Here is an 18,370-nt window from a genome sequence, read left to right as displayed (position 1 = left end):
GGATGCTGACGACCGCCCCGTCCTGATCGTCGGCGCGTCGATGGCTGGCTTGCGCACGGCCGAGAACCTGCGCCGGGGGGGGGGGGGCGGCCCCCCCCCCGGGGGGCCCCAGGAGGCGGGGGCCCCCCGCGGCCCGGGGGGGGCCAGCCCCGCCCCCGCCCCGCCCCCGCCCCCGCCCCCGCGCCCGCACCGACCCCTCACCCCCGTTCTCAGCGATTACGCACCCGAAGCGCCGTCGACCTGGAATGCTGGAGCCGTGCATCCCGAACCAGAGGTGGCGACCGACGACGCGACGCCGCCCGCCCTCGACGAGGCGACCGCCCTGCTGTCGCGCGTCGCGGGCGGCGACCAACGCGCGTTCAGTGACCTCTACGACCTCGTCGCCCCGCGCATGCTGGGCCTCGTGCGCCACGTGCTGAAAGACCACGCGCAGTCGGAGGAGGTCGTGCAGGAGGTCTTGCTCGAGGTGTGGCAAACCGCTTCCCGCTTCGATCCGAATAGGGGGAAAGCGGTGACGTGGATGCTCACGATGGCTCACCGACGCGCGATCGACCGGGTGCGCAGCGCCCAGGCGAGCCGTGATCGGGACACCAAGATTGGCATCCGCGATCTGGGCCGAGACGTCGACACCGTGTCGGAGTCGGCCGAGATCAGCATCGAACACAAGCGAGTGGAGAAGGCGATGGCGAGGTTGAGCGACCTGCAGAGGCAGGCGGTCGAGCTCGCATACTACGGCGGCTACACGCAGAGCGAGGTGGCCGAGATGCTGAACATTCCGCTCGGAACGGTCAAGACACGATTGCGCGATGGGCTGATACGCCTGCGCACAGAGTTGGGGGTGGCGTCATGAGTTCGTTGTCGAACGAGCAGCTCGAGGCCGCTGCCGCCTACGCGCTGGGCGCGCTCGACGCCGATGAGGCTGCCGCCTTTGAGCGCGAGCTCGCCGCGTCGCCCGCACTGCAGCGCGAGGTCGAGTCGCTGCGCGAGGCAACCGGGATGCTCGGAGCGGCCACCGCGCCCGTCACGCCGTCTCCAGGTCTGAAGCAGTCGCTGATGGCGCAGGTTGCCGCAACGCCGCAACTGCCGCGCGCGGCGGCGGAACCCGCGGCGGAACCCGCCGCCGAACCGCCCGTCCCGGACGCGGCGCCGCGCGAGACGGTCGCTGAGTCGCGTCCGCCGATCCCGATGAGCGGGCTCGCGGCCGACAAGGCCCGCATGCGGTGGTTCGCGCGCCCGGCAACGATTGTCGCCGCTGCCGCGGCCGCCGTGGCCCTGTTCTTCGCCGGAGTCGTCACGGCCGACGTCGTGCGCCCCAGTGCGAACAACCAGCAGGTGCTCGCGCAGGTGGTTGCCGCTCCCGACGCGACGGTGTCGACGAGCGAGGTGGCGGGTGGTGCGACCGCGAGCCTCGTCAGCTCTGAGTCGCTCGGCCTGTCGGTGATGGTGTTCGACGGGCTGGCGACACTGTCCGACGACGAGGCCTACGCCCTCTGGTACATCACGGGCGACCAGATCTCTCCGGCCGGCCTGTTCACGGTCGATTCCGACGGCCAGACCGTGCAGGTGCTCGAGGGCGAGTTTGTCGCCGGAACGATTGTCGGCGTGACGGTCGAGCCCGCCTCGGGCAGCCCGCTGCCGACGAGCGACCCGATCGTCGCGATCGTCACCGAGTCTGCGTAGGGCTCAGTCGACCCTCACCCGGTAGCCGACGCCGCGCACGGTTTCGATGGGCGACAGCCCCCGCTCGGATGCTGCACCCAGCTTCGCGCGGATCGACCCGATCATGACGCGCACGGCTCGCGCCCCCGCCTCGGGGTCGACGTCGGGCGAGAACTGCCGGGCGAGGTCCTGCGGTGACACGAGCCGCGGGGCGCGCGCGGCGATGGTGTGCAGCATCGAGAACTCGCGGTGGGTGAGGCGCACGTCGACACCGGCGTAGTTCACGAGGTGCGCGGCCGTGTCGATGTGCAGGTCGCCAACGATGACGGCCGGCGCGTGCGGCGAGCTCGGCAGACCGAGCCCGAGCAGGCAGCGCCGCAGCTCGTCGGCGGTGAACGGGGTGGGTAGGAGCGCGTTCGCCCCCGCGTCGAGCGCCCGAGCCGCGGTGGCGTTGTCGGACGCGGCCGCGTCGATCGCCACAACGACGGGCACGTTCGCCCACTGGTGAACGGTGCTGATGAGAGCGTCGAGGGTGACGCCCGTGGGGTCAGCGTGCGTCAGCACGACGTCGGGCGCGTCACTCGCGAGCGCGACGAGCAGTTCGGCGGCATCGCGGTGAGCCACGTAGTCGATGCCCGCGGCGACGAGCTGCCGGTCGGTGTCTCGGCACAGGTCGCGCAGCGCTGCGGTGCCGGCCACGCGCCGAAACGCGCGCGGTCCGAGGGCGGCGCGGGGAGCATCCTGAGTCACGGTGATGTCAGCGTCCTTGCGTGGTGTCGTCGGCAGTCGGCGTGCTCTGTCATCGAATACAACGCAGGCAAACAGTCGGTAAACGCAACGCGACGATTCGGCGCAGAAAAACGGATGCACGCCTCTCGCCTCCTCGTTCACTGCCGTTAACCCGGCGTTCACCGGGGGCGTTCAGGCTGAGGACATCCGCGGGCGGTCGCGCCCGTACCCCCTTACCCGGAGGACGCATGACCCCCGACGCTCAGCGCGAGCCCGCAACCGACACCCCGACTGACGAGTCCGCCCGCGAGGTGCACTTCGAGGTCGGCCACCGGCAGAGCACCCCCCACGGCGCGTACGGTTCGATCTTCGAGCTGGAGGACGCGGCCGTGAAGTACGGCTCGTTCACGGCGGTGAAGGGGATCAGCATGAAGATCCCGCGCAAAGAAATCACCGCCTTCATCGGCCCGTCGGGGTGCGGCAAGTCGACGCTGTTGCGCGCCTTCAACCGCATGAACGATCTCATTCCCGGCGCGACGGTGCAGGGCAAGTTCATCTACAACGGTGAAGACATCTACGCGCCCGAGGTCGACCCGGTCGAGGTGCGGCGCCGCATCGGCATGGTGTTCCAGAAGCCGAACCCCTTCCCGAAGTCGATCTACGACAACGTCGCCTTCGGGCCCCGGCTGAACGGCTACAAGGGCAACATGGACGACCTGGTCGAGCAGTCGCTGCGCAAGGCGTTCTTGTGGGACGAAGTAAAAGACAAGCTGAAGGAGTCCGGCTTCTCGCTGTCGGGCGGTCAGCAGCAGCGGTTGTGCATCGCCCGGGCGATCGCCGTCGACCCCGAGGTCATTCTCATGGACGAGCCGTGCTCGGCGCTCGACCCGATCGCCACTCTGCGCATCGAGGACCTCATGCGCGAGATGAAGGAGGAGTACACGATCGTCATCGTCACGCACAACATGCAGCAGGCTGCGCGCGTGAGCGACATGACGGCGTTCCTCACCGTCGACATCGACGACCACGTCGGTGAGCGCACGGGTGCCCTCGTCGAGTTCGACGCCACCGACAAGATCTTCTCCAACGCCTCCGACCCGCGCACCGAGGACTACATCTCCGGTCGATTCGGGTAGTGGCGTTACGTCGCCGTTCATCGGGTGTTCACCCCTCGGCCCCAAACGACTAACCCAGCGCCGAAACAGTGAGAAACGCAACACCAACCCCGTTGTCACCCACAACCAAGAAACGGACAACACACATGACCATCCTTCGCAGCAAGAAGGCCCTGACCGGCGTCGCCGTGTCGGCCTCGCTCGCCCTGCTTCTCGGCGCCTGCGCGTCGGAGGCCGAGCCCACCGAGCCGGGCGACACCACGTCGCCGGAGGCCCCGCCGGCTGAGGTTCAGCTCTCGGGCAACCTCGAGGGTGCGGGAGCGTCTTTCCCCAACCCGGTGTTCCAGGAGTACCAGTTCGTGTACTCGAGCGACGTTCAGCCGGGCGTCACCATCAACTACCAGTCGATCGGTTCGGGCGGCGGCATTGAGCAGTTCCTGCTGCAGACGGTCGACTTCGGTTCGTCGGAGCGCTACCTGCGCGACGAGGACCTCGCGGCCGCAGAAGAGGGTCGCGGCTGCGCGGCCATCCAGTTCCCGGTGCTGTTCGGCGCCGTGACGCTGGCGTTCGGTGACGAGCAGTTCGAGGGCCTCGTTCTCGATGCGGAGACCATCGCCGGCATCTTCCAGCGCGAGATCACCAACTACAACGACCCGGCGATCGCCGCGTTGAACCCCGACTTCGACCTGCCTGACCTGGAGATCATCCCGGTGCACCGCTCGGACGGCTCGGGCACCACGTCGGTGTTCACCACCTACCTGGAGGACGCTGCCTCGAACTGGACCCTCGGTTCGGGCACGGAGGTGCAGTGGCCGTCGGGCACCGTCGGTGGCCAGGGCAACGAGGGTGTCACCGCCGGCATCGAGCAGAACGAGGGCGGCATCGGCTACGTGAACCAGGCCTACGCGCTCGTGAACGACCTGCCGACCGCGGCCATCGTGAACGCCGACGGCAACGCCGTGCAGGCGACGCTCGAGGCAACGACCGAGGCGCTCGAGGTTCTCGAGATTCCCGACACCTTCCAGTTCGACATCCTCGGCGTGGGCGGCAACGGCTTCCCGATCGTCGGCGCCAACTGGATCTTCGCCTACGAGTGCGGTTACGAGCAGAACACCGCCGACATGCTGATCGACTACTGGACGTGGGCGACGCAGTCGGAGGAGGCCAACCAGCTGGCCGCCGACCTCGGCTACGCCGTGCTCGGTGACAGCCTGAAGCCGCGCGTGCTCGAGGCCATCGAGCGCATCAACAGCGCCGAGTAATCACTTTCAGCGCATCAGCGCCACCGGCTGGGTGGCCCGCCAGGCGGGCCACCCAGCAACCCCGTTCCCCGCATTACCCCTCCACTGACTGACCGAGGAGAGCCGGCCCGCATGACGACCGCGACCGAGAAGCCCGCTGCGAAGCGGCAACCCAGCCAGCTCGTCAGCCGAGGATTCGGTCGCTACGCCGACCGAATTTTCTCTGGCTTCCTCATCGTCTCGGGCTTCATGGTGCTGCTCGTGCTCGCCGCGATGGTGCTGCGCACGACGCTCGACGCGTATCCGGTGTTCGAGTACCAGGGCTTCTTCAACTTCCTGTTCGGCACCGAGTGGCGGGCCGGATTCAACCGCAACGAGTTCAGCGGCACCTACGGTGCGTGGCCGTTCATCTTCGGAACCCTCTTCACGGCGACGATCGCGGTGTCGTTCGCGCTGCCGCTGGCTATCGCCGTCTCGCTCTACATCAACTTCTACGCCCCGCGCCGCTTGCGCACGGCCATGTCGTACTCGGTCGAGATTCTTGCCGCGGTGCCGTCCATCATCTTCGGCCTGTGGGGTCTGCTGTGGTTCGTTCCGAACGTTCTGCACCCCTTCTCGCGCTGGGTCGCCAGCACGGTCGGCGAGGTGATTCCGTGGCTCGGCGGTCCCGTCCCGAACACCAACTACTTCCACGCCTCGGTCGTGCTCGGCATCATGATCCTGCCGATCATCACGGCCATCACCCGCGAGGTCATGGCCACGACCCCGCCCGATGAGATTCAGGCCGGCTACGGGCTCGGCGCGACCAAGCAGGAGGTGCTCGCCAAGGTCGTGCTGCCCCGCTCATTCGGCGGCATCGTCGGCGCGACGATGCTCGGCCTCGGCCGCGCGCTCGGCGAGACGATCGCCGTGCTGATGCTGATCGGCTCGTCGCAAAAGGTCGGCGAACGTCTCTTCGACACGGGTGACACGCTCGCCGCGCACATCGCGGCGACCTTCCAGGACGCCGCCCCCGAGACGCTGACGGCGCTGCTGGGCATCGGCGTCGTCCTCTTCATCGTGACCATGATCGTCAACGTGATCGCCCGCCTCATCGTGTGGCGATTCGCCCGTTCGGCCTCGGCAGGAGACGCACTGTGACCTCGACCACAACCCCGGCCACCGCTGCCCCCGCGCCCACCGAGCGGCGGCCGCTGACCGTGAGCAGCGACAACGCTCGTCGCCGCAAGACGAAGGACGTCATCACGCGGTGGGGCTTGCTCGGCGCGATGATCCTCGCGATGGTGCCGCTCGTGCTGATCGTCGGCCTCGTGGTCGTCGAGGGTGCCGACGTCATCAGCTGGGAGTTCTTCACCACCCGCGAGTTCCCCCCGGCCCGCGAGGGCGGCGGCTACGCCGCCGGGTTCGTCGGCACCGGAATCATCATGCTCATGGCGATCCTCATGGCGGTGCCGGTGGGTCTCGCGGCAGCCATCTACCTGGTCGACTACGGCAAGGGGTGGTTCGCCACGATCATCCGCTTCTTCACCGACGTGATGACGGGCATCCCCTCGGTGTTCGTCGGCCTCGCGGTCTACGCGATTTTGGTGCTCGGTACCGGGCAGCTCGTCAGCTTCGGCGGGTTCACCGCCGCCGTCGCGATCGGCATCATCATGCTGCCGATCATCGTGCGCTCGAGCGAGGAGGTGCTGAAGACCGTCTCGCAGGATCTGCGACGCGGCTCCTTCGCGCTCGGCGCCCGCAAGTGGCAGACGACCACGCGCGTCGTGCTGCCCGCCGCCGCCCCCGGCTTGACGACGAGCGTGATGCTCGCGATCGCCCGCGGCACGGGCGAGACGGCGCCGCTGATCCTCACGGCGTTCGGCAACATCAACATCGTCTACGCGTTCTTCAACGTCGCCATCTCGGCGGTGCCGCTGCAGGTATACAACGGCGCCCGTCAGCCCTTCGACCCGGGCATCGAACGGGCGTGGGGCGGCGCGCTGTCGCTGCTCGTGATCGTGCTCGTGTTCACGGTCGTCGCCCGCTACATCGGGGCACGCGCCACGAAGGCGCACCGCATCTAGCCGCTCGACTACCCGAACTTGCCGGAGACGTAGTCTTCGGTCGCCTTGACCGACGGGTTCGAGAAGATCGTCGCGGTCTCGTCGTACTCGATGAGCTTGCCGGGCTTGCCCGTTCCGGCGATGTTAAAGAACGCCGTCTTGTCCGACACCCGCGAGGCCTGCTGCATGTTGTGGGTCACGATGACGATCGTGTACTCGGTCTTCAGCTCTTCGATGAGGTCTTCAATCGCGAGCGTCGAGATGGGGTCGAGGGCCGAGCAGGGTTCGTCCATGAGAATGACCTCGGGCTCGACGGCGATCGCCCGGGCGATGCACAAGCGCTGCTGCTGACCGCCCGACAACGACGAGCCGGGGCGGTCGAGGCGGTCCTTGACCTCGTTCCACAGGTTTGCGCCGCGCAGCGACTTCTCGACGAGCGCCTCGGCGTCTGACTTCGCGATGCGGCGGTTGTTGAGCTTCACCCCTGCAAGCACGTTGTCGGCGATCGACATGGTCGGGAACGGGTTGGGCCGCTGGAACACCATGCCCACCTGGCGCCTCACCAGCACCGGGTCGACGCCCTTGCCGTAGAGGTTGTTGCCGTCGACGAGCACCTCACCCTCGACGCGTGCGCCGGGAATGACCTCGTGCATCCGGTTCAGGGTGCGCAAGAAGGTCGACTTGCCACAGCCCGACGGCCCAATGAAGGCGGTGACGCTGCGGGGTTCGATGGTGAGGGTGACGTCTTCGACGGCCTTGAACGAGCCGTAGTAGACGTTCAGGTCGCGAACTTCAATGCGCTTCGACACGGGATTCCTTTAGCGTTTCGATCGGCAAAATCTCGGGATGCTCGGCGCCCGTCAGCGCCCAGCCTTCGGTTGGAAGAGGCGGGTGATCAGGCGCGCGATGAGGTTGAGCGCCATGACGATGATGATGAGCGTGAGCGCTCCGGCCCACGCGCGGTCGAGATAGAAGTCGACATCGGTGCCGGGGTTCGCGTACTGCGTGTACACGAAGACGGGCAGCGACTGCATGCGCTCGCTGAACACGTTGTAGTTCATGCTCGAGGTGAACCCGGCCACGATGAGCAGCGGAGCGGTCTCGCCGATGACGCGGGCGATCGCGAGGGTGATGCCCGTGATGATGCCGGCCGCGGCGGTGGGCAGCACGACCTTCGCGATCGTGAGCCACTTCGGCACGCCGAGCGCGTACGACGCCTCACGCAACTCGTCGGGCACGAGCTTCAGCATCTCCTCGCTCGCGCGCACGACGACGGGAATCATGAGCACGCTGAGCGCAACCGAGCCGGCGAAGCCCATGCGCACGCCCTCCCCGAAGATGAGGACGAACAGCGCGTACGCGAAGAGCCCCGCGACGATGGACGGGATGCCCGTCATCACGTCGACGAAGAAGGTGATCGCCCGGGCGAGTGGCCCGCGCCCGTACTCGACGAGGTAGATCGCGGCGAACAGGCCGATGGGCACCGAAATCAGGGTCGCCCACGCCGTGATCTGCAGGGTGCCGACGATGGCGTGCAGCGCGCCGCCGCCCTCGCCGATCACCGAGCGCATTGACCAGGTGAAAAACTCCAGGTCGAAGCGCGCTGAGCCGTTGACGACCACGGTGGACAGCACCGAGACGAGGGGAAGCAGGGCGAGCACGAAGGCCGTGATCACGAGCGAGATCATGAACCGGTTGGTGGCCGCTCGGCGCCCCTCGGCCATGAGCGAAATGGCCGTGACGAGGACGATCGACGCGATCGTGCCGATCGCGATCGCCAACACCAACGAGAACTCGGTGATCGCGCCCGCGGCCGCGAGCAGCGCCATGACGGTGATCGCGGCGCCCAGGCACGCGGCGGTCAGCCCGGGGGCGGCCCAGCGCGGAAGCCGGCCCGAGACGTACGCGTTGGCGGCGTCGACGGGGGCACCGGTCGAGCGACCGGTGGTCGTGGGGCGAGGTGCGGTGGTGGTCATCGCGACTCCAGCGATCGCTCGTGGCGGCTCACGATCCAGCGAGCCAGCGAGTTGACGATGAGGGTGATGACGAACAGCACCAGTCCGGTGGCGATGAGCGCGTTCACCTGGATGCCCGCCGACTCGGGGAAGTTCAGCGCGATATTCGCCGCGATCGTCGACGGGTTTTCGCTCTGAATCACGGCGAAGCTGATGATCGCCGAGGGCGACAGCACCATGGCGACCGCCATGGTCTCACCGAGCGCGCGGCCGAGACCGAGCATTGACGCCGAGATGATGCCCGAGCGGGCGTACGGGAAGACGGTCATGCGCACCATCTCCCACCAGGTGGCGCCGAGCGCGTACGCGGCCTCCTGGTGCAGCGTCGGGGTCTGAACGAACACCTCGCGGCACAGCGCCGTGATGATGGGCAACACCATGACGGCGAGCACGATCGCGACCGTCAAGACGGTGCGTCCTGTTCCGGATGCGGGCCCGGCGAACAGCGGGAACCATCCGGCATTCTCGGCCAGCCACTCGTACAGGGGCACGGTTGCCGGGGCCAGAACCGTGATGCCCCACAGGCCGTAGACGACGCTCGGCACGGCGGCCAGCAGGTCGATGATGTACCCGAGAGGCTGGGCGAGGCGGCGCGGCGCATAGTGCGAGATGAACAGTGCAATGCCGACGGCGAGCGGCACGGCCATGATCAGCGCCAGCGCAGCGGCCCAGACGGTTCCGAAGGCGAGCGGGGCAACGTAGTCCCAGAAGTCGCCATCGGTACCGCGGAAGGAACCCTCGGGCGCCCAGATCGCGGGCAGAGACTGCGCGATGAGGAACACCGCGACAGCGGCGAGCGCCACGAGAATCGCCGTACCGGCACCGACGGCGACGCGGCTGAAGACGCGGTCACCGCGGCGTTCGACGGCCTCGATCGTGCCGGCGCGCGCGGTGGGCGCGGAGTTCGAAGCGGGTGCGGTCATCGGATCCCCTCGATGGCGGCGAGCACGCGTTCCGCGAGCCCGGGTGACAGGGGTGCCGAGCCGGCGAACTCGGCGGCGATCTCCTGAGCCTCGGGGCTTGCCACCCAGCTCAGGTATCCGCGCACGAGCTCGGCGTCGGCGGGGTCGAGGTACTCACGGCAGGCGATCACGTAGCTGACGAGTACGAGCGGGTACGTGCCCGGCACCGTCAGGGTGCGGTCGAGGCGGATCGCCAGGTCGTCGGGTGCGCGACCCTCCTCGAGCGGAGAGGCCTCCACGACGGCAGCGGCGGCCTCGCGCGTGTACGCGACGAACTCGTCGCCCACCTTGAGTGACACGATCGTGAGGTCGCCGGCGCGCGAGGCGTCGGCGTAGCCGATCGTGTTCCGCCCATTCGTGACGGCGTTCACGACGCCCGAGTTGCCCTGGGCCGACTCTCCGCCGTACGGGAAGGCGTCGGCCGCGTCGGCCTGCCACTCGTCGGGGGCGGCCTGCGCCAGGTAGTCGGTGAAGTTCTTGGTGGTGCCCGAGGCGTCGGAGCGGTGCACGGCCGTGATCGTCGCGCTCGGCATCGTGACGTCCGGGTTCAGCTCCTGGATGCGCGGGTCGTCCCACTCGCGGATCTCGCCGCGGAAAATCAGGGCGGCCGTCGCGGCGTCCAGGTTCAGTGCATCCACGCCCTCGATGTTCACGATGATGACGAGGGGCGAGATGTAGAGCGGGAGGTTGATGGCGCCCGACCCCGGGGCACACGCGCCGAGGCCGGCCTCCGCCTCGGCGGCGGTGAGTGCCGAGTCGCTTCCGGCGAAGTCGAGGCCGCCGGCGATGAACGCTTCGCGGCCCGCGCCCGAGCCGGACGGCTCGTAGTTGACGGTGAGGCGGCCGTTCGCGTTCTGGGCCTCGGCGATCCAGACCTCCTGCGCGGCTGACTGCGCTGACGACCCGGCGCCGTCGAGTGTTCCGGCGAGGGGTCCGTCGCTGTCACCCCGGTTCAGTTCGTTGACGGCGCAGCCGCTCGTGGCGAGAACGGCGGTGACGGCCAGCGCGCTGATCAATCGGCGCGGAGTATCCACCCGGGTCCTTTCGTGGGGAGCGCACAGAAAAGCGGGAGACGCTGCGTCGGCGTCGTCCCGCAGTCAAGCACAATCGCAACCAAAGGTAAACGGAAGGTTAACGGGATGCTCGACGAGCGTCCGCGGGTCGCCGTCAGTCGACCGCGGGGCGGTGCGATTCGACCGCGACCAGCCACGGGCGCTCGGTGTCACGCGAGAAATGCAGCACCGTGAAGTCACCCGTCGAGAGGGCGGCGCTGCGGCGCAGCTCGGGTGTGAGGTGGGCGCCGCCGTACTCTGCCGCCGCCTCGATGATCTGCGGGATCACGGGGCCGTGGCTGCACAGCACCGTGCCCCGTCGCCGGTCGAGGCGCTTGGCAACCTGGGCGCGCACGCGCTCGCCGTCGGCGCGGTAGGCGTCCTGGCTGATGCTGCGCACCTCCTTGACGGGAAGCCCGGTCGCGGCCGCGGTCGGCGCGATGGTCGCGACGCAGCGCGCGGCGACCGAGGTGACGAGAACCTCGGGCCCGTAGGCGGCGACGCCCCCGGCGACCGACGCCGACTGTTCGAGGCCGCGGTGCAGCAGGGGCCGTGTCGCGTCGGGGCCGTCCCACTGCTCGGGCGGCATCGCCTTGCCGTGGCGCAGCACGACGAGCGGGAAGGTGCGCGCGCGGCCCGCCTCGACCTGCTCGGCGAAGCGGTCGAGCACGTCGACGTCGTGCTCGTAGGTCAGCTTCTTCTCGGCCTTCGCCAGCGGCAACCATTCCAGAGCGCGAATCTCGCCGTTCGCCTCGTAGGTGTGGCGTTCGGCCGCCCCCGGGTCGACCTCGGCCGACCAGTAGTGCACGGTCTTCGGCCGGCCTCCCGGCAGGCGGTACTCGACGGTGCCGAGCGGCGCGCCCAGCACCACGCTGAAGCCCGTTTCCTCCGCGATCTCGCGCACGGCCGTGTGCGGCAGCGTCTCGCCGGGGTCGACCTTGCCCTTGGGCAGCGACACGTCTTTGTGCTGCGTGCGGTGCACGACGAGCACGCGCACCTTGCCGTCAACGATTTTCCACAGGACGGCGCCGGCGGCGCGCACCGGAGCCTGGGGGGTGGGGGTCATGCGGTCGTCTTCCGTCGAAGGGGCGGCGGATGAACGTCAGGCTACCGAGAAACCGGAATGCGCGGCGCTCAGCGGGCGGTGACGGCTCGTCGCCGACCGCCGATGCGGGTCATCATCGTGTCCTGCAGGTCGGCGAGCGGGCGACCGTCAGCGCGAGTGGCGACGCGGCGCCACTCTCCGTCGGGGGTCAAGTGCCACGACGCGGTGCGGTCTGACATGGTCGCCGTGAACAGCTGGTCGATCTGCTCAAGGTGGGCCGGGTCGGTGAGCCGAATCAGCGCCTCGACTCGCCGGTCGAGGTTGCGGTGCATCATGTCGGCGCTGCCGATGTACACCTGCGGGTCGCCGCCGTGGTGGAAGGCGAAGATGCGCGAGTGCTCGAGGTAGCGGCCCAGCACGCTGCGCACGCGAATGTTCTCGCTCAGGCCCTCTTCGCCCGGTACGAGCGCGCAAATGCCGCGCACCACAATGTCGATGGGCACGCCGGCCTGGCTCGCCCGGTACAGGGCGTCGATGATCGCCTCATCGACGAGGGAGTTCACCTTGATGCGAATTCCGGACGGGAGCCCGGCCTTCGCGTTCTTCGTCTCGGACGCGATCAGTTTCAGCAGGCCGCGCCGGAGGTAGCGGGGCGCGACGAGCATCCTCTTGTACTTCTTTTCGATCGCGTAGCCCGAGAGCTCGTTGAACAGCCGGGTGAGGTCTTTGCCGACCTGGTCGTCAGCGGTAAACAGGCCGAGGTCTTCGTACAGTCGGCTGGTCTTGGGGTTGTAGTTGCCCGTGCCGACGTGCGAGTAGTACCGCAGTTCGCCGTTCTTCTCCTGCCGCACGACGAGCGCGAGCTTGCAGTGGGTCTTCAGCCCGACGAGGCCGTAGACGACGTGCACCCCCGCCTTTTCGAGCTTGCGGGCCCACTCGATGTTGTTTTGCTCATCGAACCGGGCCTTGATCTCGACGAGCGCCAGCACGGCTTTGCCCGCCTCGGCCGCGTCGATGAGGGCTTCGACGATGGGGCTGTCGCCGCTCGTGCGGTACAGCGTCTGCTTGATGGCGAGCACGTTGGGGTCGGCGGCAGCCTGCTCAAGGAAGGCCTGCACGCTGGTGGCAAACGACTCGTACGGGTGGTGCACCAGAATGTCGCCCTCGCCGATGGCCGCGAACACGTCGGGTTTCGCGTTGGGCTCTGCCGGCTGCAACTGCAGCGAGGTGACCGGAACGTGCTTCGGGTATTTCAGGTGCGGTCGGTCGAGTTTGGCGATCTGGAACAGCCCGCCGAGGTCGAGCGGTGCGGGCAGGCGGTACACCTCGTTTTCGGTGATGCCGAGCTCGCGCACGAGTAGCCCGAGCGTGACGTCGTCCATGTCGTCAGTGATCTCGAGACGAATGGGCGGTCCGAAGCGACGGCGCAGCAGCTCGCGTTCGAGCGCCTGAATCAGGTTCTCGGCCTCGTCTTCTTCGATCTCAACGTCTTCGTTGCGGGTGAGTCGGAACTCGTGGTGCTCGAGCACCTCCATGCCGGGGAACAGCTCGTCGAGGTGGTTCGAGATGAGGTCTTCGAGCGTCAGGAACCGCACGCGTCCCGACCCGTCGTCGGGTAGCTGCACGAAGCGCGGCAGCACCGTCGGCACCTTGAGCCGCGCGAACTCGGTCTTGTCGGTCTTCGGGTTGCGCACGCGAACGCTGAGGTTGAGCGACAGTCCCGAGATGTACGGGAAGGGGTGGGCGGGGTCGACCGCCAAAGGCATGAGCACGGGGAAGATCTTGGTGGCGAAGATTTCGTCGATCTTCTCGCGGTCGTCGTCGTTGAGGTCGGCCCACGACTCGATGTGAATGCCCTCGTCGTCGAGCTCTGGTTTGACGAGTTCGTGCAGGCAGCGCACGTGCCGGTGCTGCAGGTCGAGGGCGAGCCTGTTGATGTCGCTGAGCACGTCGCTCGGGGCGCGCCCGGTGTTCGTCGGCACGGCGAGACCGGTCACGATGCGGCGCTTCAGACCCGCGACGCGCACCATGAAGAACTCGTCGAGGTTGGTGGCGAAGATCGCCAAGAAGTTCACGCGTTCGAGCAGCGGCGTCGTGGGATCTTCGGCGAGCTCGAGCACCCGCTGGTTGAAGCGCAGCCAGCTCAGCTCACGGTCGAGGTAGCGCTCGATCGGCAGCGTGCCGTCGTCGACGCTCGTCGTCTCGTCGTAGTCGTCCATAAAGTCGCCGTCGACTCCTCCGTCGACCTGCGCTCCGTCGCTTACGGCCCCGCCCTCGTCCTGCATCCGCACATTCTGGCACCCGCGGGTGTCGGGCAGGTTGCTATGGGTTGACGACGAGCGTTGTGGCCTCGTCGGCCGGGTCGCGCTGTGCTCGGCTGAGGGCGAGGAACGGCACAGCGCACGCCGAGATGACACCGCCGACGAGCAGCGAGAAACCGTAGCCGTTCAGGTCGGCGGTGCGGCCCAGCGCCGGCTGCGTACCGATGCCGCCGGCGCTCCCGAGCAGCGAGTGGAACGACAGCACGGTGGCGCGCTGCGCCGACGGAATCATGTCGTTCAGGTACGAGCGCTGCGCGGGCTGCGCCACCGAGGTCGTGAGCCCCCACGCGGCGAGCAGCGCGATCGCGAGCCAGAGCTGGTCGACGACGACGAACGCCATCAGCACGGCCGACGACACCGCGACCGAGCCGATCAGCACGGTCGTGCGCCGGCGCACGGCACGCCGCACAACCGGCGCGAGCGCCCCGCCGACGATCGACGAGCCGGCGAAGATTGCCGCCGCGAGTCCGGCGAGCGCGTACGCCGTGCTGTCGCCGGCGACCTCCAGCAGGTACGGCTGCAGGGCATAAAACGCGTAGATGCCGACGCCCGCCGTGAACGGCGTCGCGATCATCACCCACCGAATCGCGGGTCGCCGAAAGCCGTGATCGATGGATGCCCGCATCACCGTTCGCACGGCCGTCACCGGGCCCGCGCCCCGCGTCGGCGTGAACCCCAGGTCGCGCATGAGCAGCCCCGCGACGACCACCATCACCAGCAGCACTCCGACGCGCACGAGGAACGGCACCCCGAGATTCGTGAGCTGCGCGATCAGGCCGCCGAGCACCGAGCCGCTCAGCATCGAGACACCGGAGACGACCTGGGCGCGACCGAAGACGGCCTCCAGGCTGCCCTGATACCCGGTCGCGTGCAGGGCATCGACCAACCATGCGTCAACCGCTCCCGTGAAGAACGTGAAGCCGAGCCCCAGCAGCACCGAGACGAGCGCCCACGCCCAGAACGGCGACTGCCACAGCCACATCAGCCAGTACAGGGCGGTGGTCGCCGCGAGGGTGAGGGTGCCGAGCAGATACGACGCGCGCCGCCCCCACGTGTCGGCGACCACGCCGGTCGGAATCTCGAACACCACCATGCCGAGCGTGAAGAAGGCGTTCGCCGCGAACGCCTCCAGGTTGCTGAGGCCCGCGTCGAGCAGGAACAGCGTGTTGATGCCCCAGATGAACGACGCGGCGATCGTGTTGCCGAAGGTGAGCACGTAGAAGGTGCCGCGCACCCGGCGAGCACTCATGACGCTCATGGCGGCATTGTGCCACCCCGCGGTGGCGTGACGGCGAACGGCTACGCGTCGACGTTCTGGGCGTTGGGCAGTGCGCCGTCTTCGTGGATGGTGAAGCGGTAGCCGACGTTCCGGACGGTGCCGATGAGAGCATCCATGTCGCCGAGTTTTGCCCGCAGCCGTCGCACGTGCACGTCGACCGTGCGGGTGCCGCCGAAATAGTCGTAGCCCCACACCTCGCTGAGCAGTTGCTCGCGCGTGAAGACGCGGCTCGGGTGGGTGGCGAGAAAGCGCAGCAGCTCGAACTCTTTGAAGGTGAGGTCGAGCGTGCGACCGTTGACCTTCGCCGAGTAGCTGGCCTCGTCGATCACGACACCCGAGGCCTTGATCAGTTGCGACTCGCCGTCGCCCTGCTGCTGGCGGCCGATCGCGAGCCGCAGGCGCGCGTCGATCTCGGCGGGCCCCGCCGTCTCGAGCAGAACGTCGTCGACACCCCACTCGGCGTTGACCGCCGTGAGGCCCCCCTCGGTGAGCACCACGAGCACGGGGCATCCCGCGCCCGTGGTCTGCAAGATCTTGCACAGCGTCTTAGCGGCAGCCAGGTCGGTGCGCCCATCGACGAGGATCGCGTCAGCGTTCGGAGCGCCCACGAGGGCGGCCGGTTGCGCGGGCACGCGACGCACGCGATGGCTCAGAAGCCCCAACGACGGAAGAACATCAGCGTCCACCCGCGAGGTCAGGATGAGCAGATCCGCCATGCGTCCTCCGTGGTGTCACCGCCCAGTCTATGCGCGCCGCCTAGCATGGGGGGCATGTCCCGTACGCTGGCGACCGCTGTTCCGGTTTGGGCTGCCACGATTACCGCCCTCGTGATCGCGATCGTCGCGCTGCCGAGTGCACAGTGGATCTCGAGCGTCGGAGTCATCGCCGCGGCCGCCGTGCTGCTCTCGTTCATCGTGCAGGTCGCGTTCCAGCGCACCGACGGGGTGGTGCGCCGGCTGCTCGTGAGCACCGCCGGCATCGTCATCATCGCCGCGCTCGCCTCGGGGCTGATGCTCATCCTCACCGGTCTACAATGAGCACATGCTGCTCGCCCTAGAGATCTTCTTCCTCGGCCTGCTGGGCCTGGCGTCGCTCGCCATCGGGTTCGTCTCGGTCGTCGTGCTCGTCAACCTGTACCGCGGCCAGCGCTGACGCGCGGCGGCAGGGTCGTGTTCACTCTCGACACGAACGTCCCCGCCGAGCTGACGCCGCTGTCGTGGCTGCTCGGTGTCTGGGAGGGCACCGGCGTCGTGCACTACGTCGACGGTGACACCGTGCGCGAACACGAGTTCGGCCAGCGCGTGAGCTTCAGCCACGACGGGCTGCACTACCTCAACTACTCGTCATCGACGTGGCTGCTCGACGGCGAGCAGACCCCGCTCAACGCCGAGGCGGGGTACTGGCGCCTGCACCGGCCGTCGCAGGCGGGCGACCCCGGCCCCGGAATGCTTCCCGGCATCGGCGATCGGCCCTTCCCGACTGCCGAGTCGGTCGAACAACTGCGCACGAGCCGCGACGACTTCGAGATCGAGGTGGCGCTCATTCACCCGAGCGGCATCAGCGAGCTCTACCTCGGCACCGTAAAGGGGCCGCGCATCGACCTGCAGACCGACGCCGTGATGCGCTCGGCTTCGTCGAAGGAGTACTCGGCGGCCACCCGCATGTACGGCCTCGTCGACGGCAGGCTGCTGTGGGCGTGGGACATCGCCGCGCTCGGCAACGACCTGCGCACGCACGCCTCCGGCACCCTGAGTCGGGCAGAGTGAGCGCCGTGTCGTCTGCCGACTCTGCCGCATCGCCGCTTGCCGCGCTTCCCGGCGCCGTCGGGGCACCCACCGCCGAGCACTACGGCGACCCCGTCGCCGAGCAACGCGCCCTCGTCGCCGGTCGCGCGATCGTCGACCTCAGCGACCGCGGGGTGGTCACCGTGACCGGCCCCGACCGACTGCGCTGGCTCGACTCGCTCACCTCGCAGGCGCTCGCCGGGCTCACCCCGGGTGCGTCGGCCGAAACCTTGCTGCTCGACCCGAACGGTCGCATCGAGCACGCCATGCACGTCATCGACGACGGCGTCACCACCTGGCTGATCGTCGAGGGGGACGAGGCCGACCAGCTCGCTGCGTGGCTCGACCGCATGCGCTTCATGATGCAGGTCGAGGTGGCCGATGCGAGCGGCGAGTGGGCCGTGATCGGCGCGATGAGTCCTGACGGAGTCGAGCCGAGCATCCCCGCCGCGTCACCGAACGGTGCGCCGCTGGTGTGGCGCGATCCCTGGAGTGCCGTGCAGACGGGCGGCTGGCAGTACGCGCCCGAGGCCGAGCACCCGGGCGGCGACTACCCGGCGCGCGAGCTAATCGTCGAGCGGGCGTTCCTCGCCGAGCTGGCAGGGCTTGCGCGCGCCGGCGGAGTACGCCTCGCCGGCTCCCTCGCCTGGGAGGCGCTGCGCGTCGCCGCCTGGCGTCCGCGGTTCGCGGCCGAGGTCGACGAGAAGTCGATCCCTCACGAGGTCGACTGGCTCCGCTCGGCGGTGCACCTCGCGAAGGGGTGCTACCGCGGGCAGGAGACGGTTGCCAAGGTGCACAACCTGGGGCGGCCGCCGCGCCGGATCGTCATGCTGCACCTGGACGGGTCCGACGCGCTGCTGCCGGCGCCCGGGTCGCCCGTGCACGGCGCCGACGCCGACCGCGCGGAGGTCGGACGCATCACCTCGGTGGCCAGACACTACGAACTCGGGCCGATCGCCCTCGCGGTCGTCAAGCGCTCGCTCGACGTGACGGCGCCGCTCGTCGTTCCCGTCGACGGCGTTGATGTCGCCGCCGCGCAAGAGTTGATCGTGCCGCCGGAGGCCGGCCAGGCAGCCGCCGTTCCCCGCTTACCGCGCCTCGGCGCGCAGCGCCGGTAGGGCGA

The 18,370-nt window shown here is 68.6% G+C and carries 18 protein-coding genes; 9 read left to right on the top strand and 9 right to left on the bottom strand.

Annotation, left to right across the window (positions count from 1 at the left end):
* Positions 1 to 256: 256 nt before the first annotated feature.
* Together sigK and ACK4SC_RS11000 are read left to right on the top strand one after the other, a co-directional pair.
* A complete protein-coding gene (sigK, locus tag ACK4SC_RS11005; protein ID WP_409617920.1) occupies positions 257 to 850 on the top strand; it encodes an ECF RNA polymerase sigma factor SigK in 594 nt (197 codons plus the stop codon).
* Entirely contained in the window at positions 847 to 1,680 is an 834-nt protein-coding gene (locus tag ACK4SC_RS11000; RefSeq protein WP_409617918.1) for an anti-sigma factor domain-containing protein, read from the top strand. The genes sigK and ACK4SC_RS11000 overlap by 4 nt, the downstream gene beginning before the upstream one ends.
* A 3-nt stretch (positions 1,681 to 1,683) precedes the next feature.
* Here the strand turns inward: ACK4SC_RS11000 and ACK4SC_RS10995 are convergent, their stop codons facing one another.
* On the bottom strand, positions 1,684 to 2,409 hold the full coding sequence (locus ACK4SC_RS10995; RefSeq protein WP_409617916.1) for a winged helix-turn-helix domain-containing protein: 726 nt from the start codon (positions 2,407 to 2,409) through the stop codon (positions 1,684 to 1,686).
* Positions 2,410 to 2,636: 227 nt separating this feature from the next.
* Here ACK4SC_RS10995 and pstB (ACK4SC_RS10990) point away from each other — a divergent pair, with 227 nt between their 5' ends.
* The 4 genes from pstB (ACK4SC_RS10990) (at position 2,637) to pstA (ACK4SC_RS10975) (ending at position 6,810) form a co-directional block, all read left to right on the top strand.
* On the top strand, positions 2,637 to 3,524 hold the full coding sequence (gene pstB, locus ACK4SC_RS10990) for a phosphate ABC transporter ATP-binding protein PstB (protein ID WP_409617915.1): 888 nt from the start codon (positions 2,637 to 2,639) through the stop codon (positions 3,522 to 3,524).
* A 125-nt stretch (positions 3,525 to 3,649) separates the two neighbouring features.
* Positions 3,650 to 4,765, top strand: coding sequence for a phosphate ABC transporter substrate-binding protein PstS (gene pstS, locus ACK4SC_RS10985; RefSeq protein ID WP_409617913.1), 1,116 nt, complete (start codon positions 3,650 to 3,652; stop codon positions 4,763 to 4,765).
* A gap of 111 nt (positions 4,766 to 4,876) precedes the next feature.
* Entirely contained in the window at positions 4,877 to 5,884 is a 1,008-nt protein-coding gene (gene pstC, locus ACK4SC_RS10980; RefSeq protein WP_409617911.1) for a phosphate ABC transporter permease subunit PstC, read from the top strand.
* A complete protein-coding gene (gene pstA, locus ACK4SC_RS10975; protein ID WP_409617909.1) occupies positions 5,881 to 6,810 on the top strand; it encodes a phosphate ABC transporter permease PstA in 930 nt (309 codons plus the stop codon). Before pstC (ACK4SC_RS10980) ends, pstA (ACK4SC_RS10975) begins: the two co-directional genes overlap by 4 nt.
* Before the next feature lie 8 nt (positions 6,811 to 6,818).
* Here pstA (ACK4SC_RS10975) and pstB (ACK4SC_RS10970) read toward each other — a convergent pair whose 3' ends face one another.
* The 8 genes from pstB (ACK4SC_RS10970) to ACK4SC_RS10935 form a co-directional block, all read right to left on the bottom strand.
* The gene (pstB, locus tag ACK4SC_RS10970) at positions 6,819 to 7,598 is read right to left on the bottom strand and encodes a phosphate ABC transporter ATP-binding protein PstB (protein ID WP_409617908.1); all 780 of its coding nucleotides are present in this window, start codon (positions 7,596 to 7,598) and stop codon (positions 6,819 to 6,821) included.
* A gap of 51 nt (positions 7,599 to 7,649) precedes the next feature.
* Positions 7,650 to 8,765, bottom strand: coding sequence for a phosphate ABC transporter permease PstA (gene pstA / locus ACK4SC_RS10965; protein ID WP_409617907.1), 1,116 nt, complete (start codon positions 8,763 to 8,765; stop codon positions 7,650 to 7,652).
* The gene (gene pstC / locus ACK4SC_RS10960; RefSeq protein ID WP_409617906.1) at positions 8,762 to 9,727 is read right to left on the bottom strand and encodes a phosphate ABC transporter permease subunit PstC; all 966 of its coding nucleotides are present in this window, start codon (positions 9,725 to 9,727) and stop codon (positions 8,762 to 8,764) included. The genes pstA (ACK4SC_RS10965) and pstC (ACK4SC_RS10960) overlap by 4 nt, the downstream gene beginning before the upstream one ends.
* On the bottom strand, positions 9,724 to 10,800 hold the full coding sequence (locus ACK4SC_RS10955; protein ID WP_409617904.1) for a phosphate ABC transporter substrate-binding protein PstS: 1,077 nt from the start codon (positions 10,798 to 10,800) through the stop codon (positions 9,724 to 9,726). Before ACK4SC_RS10955 ends, pstC (ACK4SC_RS10960) begins: the two co-directional genes overlap by 4 nt.
* A 133-nt stretch (positions 10,801 to 10,933) precedes the next feature.
* Positions 10,934 to 11,884, bottom strand: a complete 951-nt coding sequence (locus tag ACK4SC_RS10950; RefSeq protein WP_409617902.1) for an NUDIX hydrolase — start codon at positions 11,882 to 11,884, stop codon at positions 10,934 to 10,936.
* A 68-nt stretch (positions 11,885 to 11,952) separates the two neighbouring features.
* Complete coding sequence (locus ACK4SC_RS10945; protein ID WP_409617900.1) at positions 11,953 to 14,148, bottom strand: RNA degradosome polyphosphate kinase; 2,196 nt, start codon at positions 14,146 to 14,148, stop codon at positions 11,953 to 11,955.
* A 37-nt stretch (positions 14,149 to 14,185) separates the two neighbouring features.
* Positions 14,186 to 15,442: an MFS transporter gene (locus ACK4SC_RS10940; RefSeq protein ID WP_409617898.1), complete on the bottom strand. Its 1,257-nt coding sequence runs from the start codon at positions 15,440 to 15,442 to the stop codon at positions 14,186 to 14,188.
* Positions 15,443 to 15,483: 41 nt separating this feature from the next.
* On the bottom strand, positions 15,484 to 16,179 hold the full coding sequence (locus tag ACK4SC_RS10935; protein ID WP_409617896.1) for a winged helix-turn-helix domain-containing protein: 696 nt from the start codon (positions 16,177 to 16,179) through the stop codon (positions 15,484 to 15,486).
* Positions 16,180 to 16,233: 54 nt separating this feature from the next.
* Between ACK4SC_RS10935 and ACK4SC_RS10930 the strand changes: the two genes are divergently transcribed.
* The 3 genes from ACK4SC_RS10930 (at position 16,234) to ACK4SC_RS10920 (ending at position 18,365) form a co-directional block, all read left to right on the top strand.
* Complete coding sequence (locus ACK4SC_RS10930; protein ID WP_409617894.1) at positions 16,234 to 16,500, top strand: hypothetical protein; 267 nt, start codon at positions 16,234 to 16,236, stop codon at positions 16,498 to 16,500.
* Between the two features lie 132 nt (positions 16,501 to 16,632).
* Positions 16,633 to 17,229 (top strand): FABP family protein, encoded by a 597-nt coding sequence (locus tag ACK4SC_RS10925; RefSeq protein WP_409617892.1) that lies wholly within the window; start codon positions 16,633 to 16,635, stop codon positions 17,227 to 17,229.
* 5 nt (positions 17,230 to 17,234) lie between these two features.
* Complete coding sequence (locus ACK4SC_RS10920) at positions 17,235 to 18,365, top strand: YgfZ/GcvT domain-containing protein (RefSeq protein ID WP_409617890.1); 1,131 nt, start codon at positions 17,235 to 17,237, stop codon at positions 18,363 to 18,365.
* Positions 18,366 to 18,370: the final 5 nt, after the last annotated feature.

The sequence above is a fragment of the Microcella sp. genome (assembly GCF_046293215.1).
Taxonomy (GTDB): Bacteria; Actinomycetota; Actinomycetes; order Actinomycetales; family Microbacteriaceae; genus Microcella.
Note: the sequence above shows the minus strand (reverse complement) of the source record. Positions and strands in the feature narration are given on the sequence as shown.

Bases quoted from the DNA above. Each gene is read 5' to 3' on its own strand.
- ACK4SC_RS10940 (WP_409617898.1), bottom strand. From the start codon at position 15,442: ATGAGCGTCATGAGTGCTCGCCGGGTGCGCGGCACCTTCTACGTGCTC.
- ACK4SC_RS10950 (WP_409617902.1), bottom strand. From the start codon at position 11,884: ATGACCCCCACCCCCCAGGCTCCGGTGCGCGCCGCCGGCGCCGTCCTG.
- pstC (WP_409617911.1), top strand. From the start codon at position 4,877: ATGACGACCGCGACCGAGAAGCCCGCTGCGAAGCGGCAACCCAGCCAG.
- pstB (WP_409617915.1), top strand. From the start codon at position 2,637: ATGACCCCCGACGCTCAGCGCGAGCCCGCAACCGACACCCCGACTGAC.
- ACK4SC_RS10935 (WP_409617896.1), bottom strand. From the start codon at position 16,179: ATGGCGGATCTGCTCATCCTGACCTCGCGGGTGGACGCTGATGTTCTT.
- pstC (WP_409617906.1), bottom strand. From the start codon at position 9,727: ATGACCGCACCCGCTTCGAACTCCGCGCCCACCGCGCGCGCCGGCACG.
- ACK4SC_RS11000 (WP_409617918.1), top strand. From the start codon at position 847: ATGAGTTCGTTGTCGAACGAGCAGCTCGAGGCCGCTGCCGCCTACGCG.
- ACK4SC_RS10930 (WP_409617894.1), top strand. From the start codon at position 16,234: ATGTCCCGTACGCTGGCGACCGCTGTTCCGGTTTGGGCTGCCACGATT.
- pstA (WP_409617907.1), bottom strand. From the start codon at position 8,765: ATGACCACCACCGCACCTCGCCCCACGACCACCGGTCGCTCGACCGGT.
- pstS (WP_409617913.1), top strand. From the start codon at position 3,650: ATGACCATCCTTCGCAGCAAGAAGGCCCTGACCGGCGTCGCCGTGTCG.
- ACK4SC_RS10945 (WP_409617900.1), bottom strand. From the start codon at position 14,148: ATGCAGGACGAGGGCGGGGCCGTAAGCGACGGAGCGCAGGTCGACGGA.